We start from the raw sequence: 13,240 nt of genomic DNA, 5'->3' as shown, positions 1-13,240 counted from the left end.
TTTGATTATTAGGATAGGCGTAGGTTGAGTTTCATCACGAAAAGATTTGTATCGTTTGCAGTTCTTACAAGCCCCCAACTTCATTGAGTTGCGCTCTCCGGAGTAGGAGCCAGTCAGAACTGTTGGAGACAAAACCATGATGTTCTCTTCCGTTCCGCCAGTCGCCGCGTCACTTATTGCCACCACCGAAAACATCTTGCATATCGCCCCTGCATCGCGTGGCTGGAAAGCTGATGCACCCGGCAACGTGGTGTTTTTCCCGCCGACGTTAACCAAGCAGGCTCTGCTTATACAGATTGCACTGCTGCGCCCATCAACGCTCGTTGTCGCAGACCAGGTTATTGATGCCGACGTCATCAACCAATGGCGTATATCCCACCCATTTGGCGAACTCTATTTGGTCCGCAGAGGTACAAGTCTGGATAAGATCCGATTGGATCTGTGCGAGCGCAACAATGTTCGAGTGATTAACACGCCAGGGGTCAATGCGCCGCATGTTGCTGCCTATATTGCGCACTGGCTGACGCTGGCCGATGGCTCCTTGCCCCATGACATCTGTGTACTGGGATACGGCAATGTAGGGAAAGAGCTTGTTAAGTTGTTGCTTGCTCGAGATCCGGATGTTCGGATTAAGGTGTTGGATCGACGCGATCGAGTGCCGTACAGTTTCGGGAACGCCTCTTCCGATTGCAGGGTTTCATTGGTTGACGACTGGCTTGAGGCGCTCGAGGGGGCCAATGCAGTCGCCCTATGCTTATCCCTGAATGATGAATCCATTTATCGCATTGATCGGACCCTCATTGAGTGCCTGCACCGGAAGGCTCGCCTTGTCTGTGTCGCCAAGCCGGATGTCTTTAGCGACGATGCGTTGCAGGCCCTGGCAATCTCCGAAGACATCCAGCTCATATTGGACTACGGCCCCAGGACACTGGATGCGTTTCGGGTGCGCACACAAGCGCTCGGCTGCAGTGTCTCCACATGGTACAAGCCGGCGACGCTGACCACACAGGCGGCCACCACCGAAGCCTGCCATTGCGACCTCGACTATGCGGTCTCGGTGCAACTGAGCTTGATGGCCTTGCGCGGCCTTGTCCGGCGCAAGCTTGCACACTCATTGGCGATCCCCTCTCGGCAAGCCGATGCCGGTGCGCCGCGTGTGTCGATTATCGGCAGAGGTATCAACGGGCTGCTCCAAGCCGTGATGTTCCGCCTGGCAAATTATCAGGTCACGGTTTACGGAGGAAATCAGCAGCGCGATGGTGCCAGTCACAAGCAGGTGAACATGCGTCATCTGTCAGCAACGGAGACGACTGCAAAACCGCTGCCTAACGATTACCTGACTCCCGCAAATCAGTACCTGGCCATTGAGTGCAATCGCGCAGGCATCGAGCTGTTTGAAAAATTCCTGGCCGACAACCCATCGCTGGCACGATTTGCACGATCGCGAATTGTACGAGCCTATGTGGACGGCTCCAGTGGCACGGAGGCCGCAATCCGCGAGCAACGGGATATCGAAAACAGGCCTTGGCCGAGTGGCAAGCCGGGGCGAGAGTTTACAGAGATCAGTCAGCTGCAATTCCAGGCAATGTATGGAGTTCCCGAGGTCGGGCGGGCGATTGAGGTGTCGGGCTACGATCTGGAATTTATCCATTTAATGGATGAGATGGTGACGCTTTTGCAGCGCTCAGGGGTTGAGTTCCTGCCACGGCACCTGAGTCCGGTCCAAATTGCCGATCTGAGTAGAGAGCACTTTGTCGTTACGGCCATGGGGGTGGACGAGCCAGAGGTCATCCCGATCATTGGCTGGTTTTTCAAGCTGCGCGCCGTTGATGATGAAGGTGTCGACATGCGCGGACTCAAGCTGCAGTACGACCTGCCAATCGGCGTCATGAATTGCCGCCTGGACGGGAACTGCATCCTTGTCTCCGCCGGGCAGGTGCCGCCCGATTCGACGCCGCAGTACAAGGAGCAGATACGGGCGGCGTGCCTGGCTGCCGTTTCTCGACACTTTCCAAAGTCCTGCAGCCGTGCGATCGAACGTGGCGACTTGCAACAAATCGAATGTGCCAGGCCCGGCACCGCAGATGGACTTTCAATCGTGCATTGGTCCGCCTACAACCGCATTGTCGCGGGGGCAACTTATGCCGGGGGCACCACGCAGGGATTGGTATGGGCCTCTTTGGTCCAGGAAGTCATCCAGGCCAGAGCGCCGGCCGTTTCGGCAGTATGGGAATAAAAAAACGGGTGCGACATCCGACGTCGCACCCGCTGAAGAAAGCTACTTTCAACTATTCGTTCAGATCGCCCGAGCCGCAACAGCCTCCGGACGACGGGACAGCAAACTCACCAGCACAAAACTCACCAGGCCCACACCCAGGCTGTAGTAGATCGGCGTATTGGCGTCCAAACCATCCTTGATCATGAACACCAGCGCGGTCACAAAACCCAGGGTCATGGAGGTGATCGCCCCGGAAGTCGTCGCACGCTTCCAGAAAATCGCCCCGATCAGCGGGATCAACATGCCGCCCACCAACAGGTTGTATGCCAGGGTCAGTGCGCTGATCACATCACTCACCACCAGCGCGATACCCAACACAGCGATACCGGTCAGCAAGGTAAACAGACGGTTGATCTTCAAGCTCGACTGCTTGCCACCACGCAGGCGCGGCAGCAGGTCTTCGGTCAATACGGTGGAAGCGGCGAGCAAGCCGGCGCTGGCGGTAGACATCATCGCGGCCAGTGCAGCGGCGATCACCAGGCCGCGGATACCGTCGGGCAGCGAGACTTTGACGATGGCGGCGAACGCATTGTTGACGTTGTCCAGGTCCGGGATCAGTACGTGGGCGGCCATGCCGATCAGCGCACAGGCCAGGCCGTAGAGGATGCAGTAGAAACCGGCGAAGGTGCCTGCGTACTGGGCGACCTTTTCGTCACGGGCGGTGAACACCCGTTGCCAGATGTCCTGGCCGATCAGGATGCCGAAGAAGTAGATCATGAAGTAGGTGATGATGGTGTCCCAGCCGATTTCAGTGAAGCTGAAATTCGACGCGGGCAGCTTGGCCACCAATTCATCCCAGCCGCCGACGCGGTACAGGCAGATTGGCAACAGGATAAACATCAGGCCGACCGTCTTGATCACGAACTGCACGATGTCGGTCAGGGTCAGCGACCACATTCCGCCAATGGTCGAATAAACCACCACCACGCCACCGCCTACCAATACCGACATCCAGAACGGCAGGTCGAACAACACTTGCAGCACGGTGCCGATGGCCAGGATCGAGGTCACGCCGATCATCAGCGCGTAGGCCAGCATGATCACCGCACTGGCCTGGCGGGCCATGGGGTTGTAGCGTTTCTCCAGGACCTGGGTCACGGTGAAGATTTTCAGTTTCAGCAGCGGCTTGGCCAGGAACAGGTTCAGCGCAATGATCCCCGCGCCCAGCGCGGCGCACAGCCAGAAACCGGAAATACCATGTACATAGCCCAGGCGCACGGTGCCGACGGTGGACGCACCGCCCAGCACCGTGGCAGCCATGGTGCCCATGTACAGCGTCGGGCCGAGGTTGCGGCCGGCCACCAGGTAGTCTTCATGGGTCTTGGCGCGGCGCATGCCGTAGTAGCCGAGCACCAGCATGCCGGCGGCGTAGATGAGGACGACGAATAGATCTAAGGCCATGACGGCGAGTCTCCGATTATCTTTTTTATGTGGGGCTAAAGGGGGCTGTGTGGCGAGGGAGCGTGCTCCCGCTGGGCTGCATTGCAGCCCCAATCCATTCCACGCAATTCATCAGGCAGCCTCGCGACTGCTGCGCAGTCGAACGGGAGCAGGCTCCCTCGCCACAGTCGGTCCGTAGACGGCAGCCGGTTCAGGGAACACGCGAAGCAGTGTCAGGTACACCAGCGAGGCCAGGCCCAGGGTCACCGGCAAGCTGATGTCGATGCCGTCGGCGAGGTTGCCCAGCGGCCCGACAAACTGCCCCGGCAGGTTGACGAAGCACAGGCCCACCAGCGCACTCGGGATCCAGGCCCCCAGGCCGCGCCAGTTCCAGCCATGGCTGAACCAGTAGCGCCCGCCGGTTTCGCCGCGAGTGAACACTTGCAGGTCATCCGGGCAGTAGTAACCCCGGCGCACGATTAGGCCGATGATCATCATCACCATCCACGGCGTGGTGCAGGTGATGATCAGCACGGCGAAGGTCGACACGCTCTGCACCAGGTTGGCGGCGAAACGTCCGATAAAGATGAAGGCAATCGACATCACCCCGATCAGCAGCGTTGCCTTGACCCGGGACAGCAGGCGCGGGAATACGCTGGACATGTCCAGGCCGGTGCCATACAGCGAGGTGGTGCCGGTGGACATGCCGCCGATCACCGCGATCAGGCACACTGGCAGGAAGAACCAGCTCGGTGCCACCGCCAGCAGGCCGCCGACATAGTTGTTGGCCGCGATATAGTCCGGTGCCTTGACTGCCACGATGGTCGCGGTGGCCAGGCCGAACAGGAACGGGATCAACGTGGCGATCTGCGCAAACACCACCGCCAGCATGATCCGCATCTTCGAGGTTTCCCGCGGGATGTAGCGCGACCAGTCACCGAGGAACGCGCCGAAGGAAATCGGGTTGCTCATGGCCACCAGTGCTGCACCGATAAACGCCGCCCAGAAGCCGGTCTGGCCGAGGGCAACGGTGCCGGCGAAGTGGCTGTCGAAGGCCGGCGCGAAGGCGAAGATCCCCAGCAGGAACAGCAGGCTCGCCGCCCACACTGCGATGCGGTTGACCCACAGCATGAAGCGAAAGCCGTAGATGCACACCGTCAGCACGAGAATGGCGAAGACGCCGTAGGCCAGGCCCAGGGTCAGGTCGGTTTCCGGCAAGCCCACCAGACGTTTCGCACCGCCCACCAGCGCATCGCCTGAACTCCACACCGACAGTGAGAAGAACGCAATAGCGGTCAGCAGCGACAGGAACGAGCCGACAATCCGCCCGTGCACACCAAAGTGCGCACCGGAAGACACGGCGTTGTTGGTGCCATTGATCGGACCGAACAGACCCATGGGGGCGAGGATCACCGCACCCACCAGCACGCCCAGCACAATCGCCCAGACGCCGGCCTGGAACGACAAGCCAAACAGCACCGGAAAGCTCCCCAGCACGGCGGTGGCGAAGGTGTTGGCACCGCCGAAAATCAGGCGAAACAAATCCTTCGGCCCGGCGGTACGTTCGTGGTCCGGGATCTGTTCGACGCCGTTGGTTTCTATGTTGCGAATACTGTTTTCGTTGTTTTTATTATTCATGATCTGCTCCGATCACATTGGCTAATGGGGCGGCAGCCCTTCCGGCATAGCGGACAAATGTTCGTGACAGGCCAGCCACAGGCCTTCTTTTTGTTGTGTGCGAACCCCTTGCCGCTTGAAGACAATGGTCTCGCGTTCCTGGCTAAAGAATTGCTCCCCGTTCATGCGCAGCTCGGTGGCCACGTCATGCACAAATACCGCGACGTCACCGTGCAGGCTGACGAAAGCGTTGCTTGAGGTGCAGGAAAGCACCTCAAATCCCTCGTCCCGGCGCCAGCTGTCCCACAACACCTGGTAGGCATCGCGACTCAGCAGCGGCTGGGGGAGGGTGTAGAACACGAAGCTGGCGTCGGCACTGAACGCACCGAAGTAGGCGTCGCGATCATTGCGGGCGAAGGCCGACACCAGGTCGGCCGCGGCTTTTAATACCTCGGCCTGGGCGCTCATCAGCGGTGCGCCACGCCCGGCAATACGCAGAGCATTTCGTACAGCAGGTTGGCGCCCAGCAGCGAGGTGTTGCCGGTGGTGTCGTACGGCGGCGAAACTTCTACCAGGTCGCAACCAATCAGATCCAGGCCTTGGCAGCCGCGGATGATTTCAATCGCCTGGATCGTGGTCAAGCCACCGATTTCCGGGGTGCCGGTGCCGGGCGCCCAGGCTGGGTCGATGCCGTCGATGTCGAAGCTCAGGTACACCGGGCCACCGCCGACTTTCTCGCGCACTTCAGCCATCAGGGGCGCCAGCGAGTGATGCCAGCATTCTTCGGCCTGGACCACACGGAAGCCCTGTTTGCGGCTCCAGTTGAAGTCTTCGGCGGTGTAGCCCTGGGCGCGCAGGCCGATTTGCACCACGCGGTCGCAATCCAGCAAGCCTTCTTCCACCGCGCGGCGGAAGGTGGTGCCGTGGGCGATTTTCTCGCCGAACATGTGGTCGTTGACGTCGGCGTGGGCATCGATGTGCACCAGCCCGACCTTGCCGTGTTTCTTGTGGATCGCCCGCAGGATCGGCAGGGTGATGGTGTGGTCACCGCCCAGGGTCATCGGGATCACATTGTGTTCGAGGATCTCGTCGTAGGCTTCTTCGATGATGCGCACGGCGTCCAGCAGGTTGAAGGTGTTGATCGCCACGTCGCCGATGTCGGCAACCGACAGCGAGTCAAACGGCGCGGCGCCGGTGGCCATGTTGTAAGGGCGGATCATCACCGATTCGGCGCGAATTTCCCGTGGCCCGAAACGGGTGCCGGCACGCAGGGAGGTGCCGATGTCCAGGGGCACGCCGACGAAGGCGGCATCCAGGCCCTTGGCCGATTGCAGATGGGGAAGACGCATCATGGTGGCGATGCCGGCGAAGCGCGGCATTTCGTTGCCGCCCAGTGGTTGGTGGAAAATCTTGTCCACGGGATTGCCTCATCGTTTTGTTTATTAGAAGCCGATTCTGCGAAATGCATGGGAAGGGAAGAATCGGCAGGGGCAAATACTTAGTTCAGATTTTTCTAAACTAATGCCTGAGGTAAACTCGGTTCAAATGTGGGAGCGGGCTTGCTCGCGAATACGGTGTGTCAGTCACGGAGGGTTCGATTGATCCACCGCATTCGCGAGCAAGCCCGCTCCCACAGGTTTTATGTTTGCCTCTGGAGAGCCCATGGCCAACGCCTTGCCCGACCTGAAACTCCTGCGCATCTTCGTCAGCGTCGTGCGGCACCAGGGTTTCGCCAATGCCCAGCACGAACTCAACCTGTCGACCTCGGCCATCAGCACTTACATGAGCCAGCTGGAAGCCGCGTTGGGCCTGGTGCTGTGCCATCGCGGGCGGGGCGGGTTCAGCCTCACCAGCAAGGGCGAGTTGTTTCATCAGGAAACCCTGCGCCTGCTGGGCGAGCTGGAAGGCTTCGAGCAATACGCCGCCGCGCTCAAAGGCGAACTGCGCGGCACCCTGAAACTCGGCGTACTCGACTCCACCGTCAGCGACAAGGCCTTGCCGTTTGCCGAAGTGATCGGCGCCTACAGTCAGGAACACCCGGCGGTGCATTTGCACCTGTCGGTGATGAGTCCTTACGAGTTGCAACTCGGCGTCCAGGACAATCGCCTGGACCTGGCCATCGGTGCGTTTTCCAACCGGATGAGCGGGCTGATCTATATGCCGCTGTACCGCGAACAGCACTGGCTGTATTGCAGCACCCGTCACCCATTGTTCAACGAGCGGCGCATTCCCGAACAAGTCATCACCCAGCAACGCATGGTCGGTCGTGGTTACTGGAGCCAGGCCGAACTGGCGCGTCACGGCTTCAAGCACAGCGCCGCCACGGTGGAAAGTATGGAGGCGCAATTGATCCTGGTGCTGTCCGGCGCCTATATCGGCTACCTCCCGGAACACTACGCCCAGGCCTGGGCCGACAAAGGGGATTTGCGGGTACTGCTGCCGGCGACCTTTGGTTACCAGGCGCCGTTCTCGATGATCATGCGCCGGGGCCGCAGCCGCGAACCCCTGATCCAGACCTTCCGCGATTTACTCAAAGCCCAGCTCAACCAGGCCTGAAAACCCATGTCCAGACCCCAATGCTCCCGCTGCCTGCGGCCCACCACTCACTGCCTGTGCGCGCTGATTCCCCGGCTGGATAGCCGAACCCGGGTGTTGCTGTTGCAGCATCCGAGTGAGGTCAATCACGCCTTGAATACCGCGCGGTTGGCGGCGCTGGGCTTGGTGAATGCGCAGTTGGTGGTGGGGGAGGTGTTTGAGGATTTGCAGGCGTTGTTGAATCCGCCGGGTTATCAGGCGCGTCTGTTGTTCCCGGACGAAAATGCCCAACCCTTGCAGGCCTATACGCCATCCGACGAACCGTTGCTGCTGGTGGTGCCGGACGGTACCTGGCGCAAGGCGCGCAAGTTGCTGCACCTCAATCCTTTATTGGCGGCGCTGCCTCGGGTGACGCTGGCGGAAGGCGCCGTGTCCCGTTATCGGCTGCGCAAGGCACCGGGGCCCGGGGCGTTGTCGACGGTGGAGGCCATCGTGCAGGCGTTGCAGGTGCTTGAAGCGCCCACCTCATTTGAGCCGCTGCTGAAACCGTTCGAGGCATTGATCGAAGGACAGATTGCGGCGATGGGCGACGAAGTGTTCCAGAGAAACCACGGCCCCGCCTGACTTATTCCATTAAGCGATAAGCACCACACTTTGCGTGATATGGCCCGCCAGCCTTTCCCGGTATGATAGTCGCCCCCGCAGTCTGGATTGCGAATACGCCATGACCTTGCAGTACCCCACCATCGCCGATTGCGTCGGCAACACCCCGCTGGTCCGCTTGCAGCGCCTGCCGGGCAACACCAGCAATACCTTGTTGCTCAAGCTCGAAGGGAACAACCCGGCCGGCTCGGTCAAGGACCGCCCGGCGTTGTCGATGATCACCCGCGCCGAGTTGCGTGGGCAGATCAAGCCCGGCGACACCCTGATCGAAGCCACCTCCGGTAACACCGGGATTGCCCTGGCCATGGCCGCGGCGATCAAGGGCTACAAGATGGTCCTGATCATGCCCGACAACGGCAGCGCCGAGCGCAAGGCGGCGATGACCGCCTACGGCGCCGAGTTGATCCTGGTCACCCAGGAAGAAGGCATGGAAGGTGCCCGCGACCTCGCCGAGCGTATGGCTGCCGAAGGCCGTGGCCTGGTGCTGGACCAGTTCGCCAACGGCGACAACCCCGAGGCGCACTACACCACCACTGGCCCGGAAATCTGGCGCCAGACCCAGGGCACCATCACTCACTTCGTGAGTTCGATGGGCACCACCGGCACTATCATGGGCAACTCGCGCTACCTCAAGGAGCAGAATCCCGAGATCCAGATCGTCGGCCTGCAACCGATGGAAGGCGCAGCGATCCCGGGGATCCGTCGTTGGCCCGAAGAGTACTTGCCGAAGATCTACAACGCGGCTCGCGTCGATCGCATCATCGACATGGCCCAGCGTGAAGCCGAAGACACCACCCGCCGCCTGGCCCGTGAAGAAGGCATCTTCTGCGGCGTATCGTCCGGTGGCGCGGTGGCCGGGATGTTGCGCTTGTCCCAGGAGTTGGAAAACGCGGTGATCGTCGCGATCATCTGTGACCGTGGCGACCGTTACCTGTCGACCGGCATTTTCGACGCGCCCAACTGATGGCCAAGCACGAGAGAGGCCTGCGCTTCCAACCGACGGGCGGCAGCCGGGCCCCACAGATTCCTGTAGGCAAGAAGCAGCGCCTGACCATCGAGCGCCTGGCCAACGACGGCCGCGGCATTGTGTTCTTTGAAGGCCGCACCTGGTTTGTCGTGGGTGCGCTGGCCGGTGAAGAGGTGGAAGCGCGGGTGTTGGGCGCCCACGGCAAAGTGGTCGAGGCGCGCACCGAGCGCGTATTTACCGCCAGCGAACTGCGCCGTCCGGCACCCTGTGTGCACGCCGGCCGTTGCGGCGGTTGCAGCCTGCAACACTTGCCCCATGACGAACAACTCGCCCTGAAACAGCGCATGCTCGCCGAGCAATTATCCCGTGTGGCAGGTGTCGAACCCCAGGAGTGGGCCGCGCCTTTGAGTGGGCCGGAATTCGGTTATCGCCGCCGCGCCCGCGTGGCCGTGCGCTGGGATGCCAAGGCGAAGAAACTTGAAGTCGGCTTTCGTGCCGTGGCCAGCCAGGACATCGTCGCCATCGACGATTGCCCGGTGCTGGTACAGGCCTTGCAACCGATCATGCAGCGTTTGCCCAACATGCTGCGGCGCTTGAGCAAGCCTCAGGCATTGGGGCATGTGGAATTATTCAGTGGTTCGTCGATTGCCGTGTTGTTGCGACACATGGCGCCCTTGTCCGAAGCGGACCTGACGATCATGCAGGAATTTTGCACGTTCCATGAAGCCCAACTGTGGCTGCATGGCGAGGGCCAGCCGCAACCGGTCGAACCAGACCAGGCCTTGGGCTATCGTCTGGAACCGTGGGATTTGCAGTTGGCGTACCGCCCGGGAGACTTTGTGCAGGTCAACGCCGGGGTCAACCAGGCGATGGTCGCCCAGGCGCTGGATTGGCTGGCGCCGAAGCCCGACGAGCGGGTGCTGGATTTGTTTTGTGGCTTGGGCAACTTCGCCTTGCCGCTGGCCCGCCAAGTGCGGGAAGTGGTGGCGGTGGAAGGGGTGCAGGCCATGGTGGACCGGGCGGCACAGAATGCCGTCAGCAATAATTTGCATAATGTTCAGTTTTTTCAGGCCGATTTGTCCCAGCCTTTGACCGACGCGGAATGGGCCAAACAGGGCTTTTCTGCGGTACTCTTGGACCCACCCCGCGATGGTGCCCTGGAGGTTGTGCGCAAGCTCGCTACCCTGGGGGCTGATCGCCTGGTGTATGTGTCCTGCAATCCGGCAACGCTGGCGCGGGACACGGTCGAGTTGGTCAAGCAAGGCTACCGGCTAAAACGTGCCGGGATCCTCGACATGTTTCCCCAGACGGCCCATGTCGAGGCCATGGCGTTATTTGAAGCGGGCTAGGATGCCCGTTTAATCCGACTGGCCTGCATCTCCTGGGCCTGTGACCTGCCAGGGAGCGTGCACAAGCTTTTTTTGTAAAGCAGGTCAGCGATGATTTTGACGCACTAAAAGGTGCGTCGTAGGGAAGGTAAGCAAGATGGTACAGGTGAGAGCACACCAGCCGATCAACACCGACGGCAGTATCAATCTCGAGGCATGGCTGGATCATGCCATCAGTGTCGACCCGGCACTGGACCGTGAAGCCTTGAAAGCAGCCTGCGAGTTCGCTCGTGAGTCTGAACAGCAAGACAATGCGGCGAAGAACCTGTGGGCCGAAGGCACTTCAAGCTTTCGCACCGGGTTGGAAATCGCCGAGATCCTCGCCGATCTCAAGCTCGATCAGGATTCGCTGATCGCGGCGGTGCTGTATCGCGGCGTGCGCGAAGGGCACATTCAGTTGCCCACCATCAGCCAGCGTTTCGGCACCGTGGTGGCCAAGCTGATCGACGGCGTGCTGCGCATGGCGGCGATCAGTGCCAGCCTCAGCCCGCGTCAGTCGATGGTGCTGGGCACCCAGGGCCAGGTGGAAAACCTGCGCAAGATGCTGGTGGCGATGGTCGACGACGTGCGCGTCGCCTTGATCAAGCTGGCCGAGCGTACCTGCGCGATTCGGGCGGTGAAAACCGCCGACGACGAAAAGCGCAACCGCGTCGCCCGCGAGGTGTTCGATATCTACGCGCCGCTGGCCCACCGCCTGGGCATCGGCCATATCAAGTGGGAACTGGAGGACTTGTCCTTCCGTTACCTCGAACCCGATCAATACAAACAGATTGCCACGCTGCTCCATGAGCGGCGGCTGGACCGTGAGCGGTTCATCGCCGATGTGATGAGCCAACTGCGCACCGAATTGCAGGCCACCGGCGTTGAAGCCGACATCAGCGGCCGGGCCAAACACATCTATTCCATCTGGCGCAAAATGCAGCGCAAGGGCCTGGCCTTCAGCCAGATCTACGACGTGCGCGCCGTGCGTGTGCTGGTGCCGGAAATGCGCGACTGCTACACCGCGCTGGGTATCGTGCACACGCTGTGGCGGCACATCCCCAAGGAATTCGACGACTACATCGCCAACCCCAAGGAAAACGGTTACCGCTCATTGCACACGGCAGTGATCGGCCCCGAGGGCAAGGTGCTGGAAGTACAGATCCGCACCCACGCGATGCACGAAGAGGCGGAGCTGGGCGTATGCGCTCACTGGCGCTACAAGGGCACCGACGTCAAGGCCGGGTCGAACCAGTACGAAGAGAAAATCTCCTGGTTGCGCCAGGTGCTGGAGTGGCACGAAGAGCTGGGCGACATCGGCGGTTTGGCCGACCAGCTGCGGGTGGATATCGAACCTGACCGGGTCTACATCTTCACCCCCGACGGCCACGCGATCGACCTGCCCAAGGGCGCCACACCGCTGGATTTTGCGTACCGGGTGCACACCGAGATCGGCCACAACTGCCGTGGCGCCAAGATCAACGGGCGCATCGTGCCGCTCAACTACAGCCTGCAGACCGGTGAACAGGTCGAGATCATTACCAGCAAGCACGGTACGCCGAGCCGCGACTGGCTGAACCCGAACCTGGGCTACATCACCACGTCCAGGGCGCGGGCGAAGATCGTCCACTGGTTCAAATTGCAGGCGCGCGACCAGAACGTCGCCGCCGGCAAGACCTTGCTCGAGCGCGAATTGGCACGCCTGGGCCTGCCGCAGGTGGACTTCGACAAGCTGGCCGAAAAGGCCAACATGAAGATCGCCGAAGACATGTTCGCCGCCCTCGGTGCCGGCGATCTGCGCCTGGCGCAGTTGGTCAACCTGGCCCAGCAACTGGTTGAGCCGGAGCGGGGCAGCGAGCAGCTGGAACTGATTCCACGCAAGGCCACCGGCTACAAGCCGGGCAAGCGCGGCGATATCCAGATCCAGGGCGTCGGCAACCTGATGACGCAAATGGCCGGCTGCTGCCAGCCATTGCCGGGCGACGCCATCGTCGGTTACATCACTCAGGGCCGCGGGGTGAGCATTCACCGCCAGGACTGTGCCTCGGTGTTGCAACTGGGCGGGCGCGAGCCGGAGCGGATCATCCAGGTCAGTTGGGGCCCGGTGCCGGTGTTGACCTATCCGGTGGACATCATCATTCGTGCCTACGACCGTTCCGGGCTGCTGCGTGATGTGTCGCAGGTGCTGCTCAATGAGCGGATCAACGTGCTGGCGGTCAACACCCGCTCGAACAAAGAGGACAACACGGCGCTGATGTCCCTGACCATCGAGATTCCGGGGCTGGACGCGTTGGGTCGGTTGCTGGGGCGTATTTCCCAGTTGCCGAACATCATTGAGACCCGGCGTAATCGCACGCCATGAGTAGCTGGATGAGCGCGGACTGAAATGTGGGAGCGGGCTTGCTCGCGAAGGCGATGTGTCTGTCAAATATC

The 13,240-nt window shown here is 61.0% G+C and carries 10 protein-coding genes; 6 read left to right on the top strand and 4 right to left on the bottom strand.

The window, feature by feature from the left end; genetic code table 11:
- Window positions 1-136: 136 nt before the first annotated feature.
- Window positions 137-2,236, top strand: coding sequence for an FAD-dependent oxidoreductase (locus tag HX814_RS16100; RefSeq protein WP_177008951.1), 2,100 nt, complete (start codon window positions 137-139; stop codon window positions 2,234-2,236).
- A gap of 60 nt (window positions 2,237-2,296) precedes the next feature.
- Here the strand turns inward: HX814_RS16100 and HX814_RS16095 are convergent, their stop codons facing one another.
- The 4 genes from HX814_RS16095 to speB all read right to left on the bottom strand — a co-directional run bounded on the left by HX814_RS16095 (window position 2,297) and on the right by speB (window position 6,693).
- Window positions 2,297-3,679, bottom strand: a complete 1,383-nt coding sequence (locus HX814_RS16095) for a sodium:solute symporter (protein WP_003210730.1) — start codon at window positions 3,677-3,679, stop codon at window positions 2,297-2,299.
- Window positions 3,680-3,790: 111 nt separating this feature from the next.
- Entirely contained in the window at window positions 3,791-5,296 is a 1,506-nt protein-coding gene (locus HX814_RS16090; RefSeq protein WP_003210731.1) for a cytosine permease, read from the bottom strand.
- A 21-nt stretch (window positions 5,297-5,317) separates the two neighbouring features.
- Window positions 5,318-5,743 carry a nuclear transport factor 2 family protein gene (locus tag HX814_RS16085; RefSeq protein WP_008438173.1) on the bottom strand — a complete coding sequence of 142 codons (426 nt, stop codon included), beginning with the start codon at window positions 5,741-5,743 and terminating at the stop codon, window positions 5,318-5,320.
- The gene (gene speB / locus HX814_RS16080) at window positions 5,743-6,693 is read right to left on the bottom strand and encodes an agmatinase (RefSeq protein ID WP_003210733.1); all 951 of its coding nucleotides are present in this window, start codon (window positions 6,691-6,693) and stop codon (window positions 5,743-5,745) included. The genes HX814_RS16085 and speB overlap by 1 nt, the downstream gene beginning before the upstream one ends.
- Before the next feature lie 244 nt (window positions 6,694-6,937).
- Here speB and HX814_RS16075 point away from each other — a divergent pair, with 244 nt between their 5' ends.
- The 5 genes from HX814_RS16075 (at window position 6,938) to relA (ending at window position 13,169) form a co-directional block, all read left to right on the top strand.
- Window positions 6,938-7,831: a LysR family transcriptional regulator gene (locus tag HX814_RS16075; RefSeq protein WP_003210734.1), complete on the top strand. Its 894-nt coding sequence runs from the start codon at window positions 6,938-6,940 to the stop codon at window positions 7,829-7,831.
- 6 nt (window positions 7,832-7,837) lie between these two features.
- Window positions 7,838-8,434, top strand: coding sequence for a tRNA-uridine aminocarboxypropyltransferase (locus tag HX814_RS16070; RefSeq protein WP_003210735.1), 597 nt, complete (start codon window positions 7,838-7,840; stop codon window positions 8,432-8,434).
- Between the two features lie 100 nt (window positions 8,435-8,534).
- Complete coding sequence (cysM, locus tag HX814_RS16065) at window positions 8,535-9,437, top strand: cysteine synthase CysM (RefSeq protein WP_003210736.1); 903 nt, start codon at window positions 8,535-8,537, stop codon at window positions 9,435-9,437.
- A complete protein-coding gene (gene rlmD, locus HX814_RS16060) occupies window positions 9,437-10,789 on the top strand; it encodes a 23S rRNA (uracil(1939)-C(5))-methyltransferase RlmD (RefSeq protein WP_177008952.1) in 1,353 nt (450 codons plus the stop codon). The genes cysM and rlmD overlap by 1 nt, the downstream gene beginning before the upstream one ends.
- Window positions 10,790-10,925: 136 nt before the next feature.
- Window positions 10,926-13,169 (top strand): GTP diphosphokinase, encoded by a 2,244-nt coding sequence (gene relA, locus HX814_RS16055; RefSeq protein ID WP_008438176.1) that lies wholly within the window; start codon window positions 10,926-10,928, stop codon window positions 13,167-13,169.
- The last annotated feature ends 71 nt before the right edge of the window (window positions 13,170-13,240 follow it).

Origin of the sequence: Pseudomonas sp. C8002 (assembly GCF_013385765.1) — a bacterium.
Lineage (GTDB): Bacteria > Pseudomonadota > Gammaproteobacteria > Pseudomonadales > Pseudomonadaceae > Aquipseudomonas.
Note: the sequence above shows the minus strand (reverse complement) of the source record. Positions and strands in the feature narration are given on the sequence as shown.

Coding starts and splice junctions, on each gene's coding strand:
- HX814_RS16100 (WP_177008951.1), top strand. CDS start 137: ATGATGTTCTCTTCCGTTCCGCCAGTCGCCGCGTCACTTATTGCCACC.
- HX814_RS16095 (WP_003210730.1), bottom strand. CDS start 3,679: ATGGCCTTAGATCTATTCGTCGTCCTCATCTACGCCGCCGGCATGCTG.
- HX814_RS16090 (WP_003210731.1), bottom strand. CDS start 5,296: ATGAATAATAAAAACAACGAAAACAGTATTCGCAACATAGAAACCAAC.
- HX814_RS16085 (WP_008438173.1), bottom strand. CDS start 5,743: ATGAGCGCCCAGGCCGAGGTATTAAAAGCCGCGGCCGACCTGGTGTCG.
- HX814_RS16075 (WP_003210734.1), top strand. CDS start 6,938: ATGGCCAACGCCTTGCCCGACCTGAAACTCCTGCGCATCTTCGTCAGC.
- HX814_RS16070 (WP_003210735.1), top strand. CDS start 7,838: ATGTCCAGACCCCAATGCTCCCGCTGCCTGCGGCCCACCACTCACTGC.
- cysM (WP_003210736.1), top strand. CDS start 8,535: ATGACCTTGCAGTACCCCACCATCGCCGATTGCGTCGGCAACACCCCG.
- rlmD (WP_177008952.1), top strand. CDS start 9,437: ATGGCCAAGCACGAGAGAGGCCTGCGCTTCCAACCGACGGGCGGCAGC.
- relA (WP_008438176.1), top strand. CDS start 10,926: ATGGTACAGGTGAGAGCACACCAGCCGATCAACACCGACGGCAGTATC.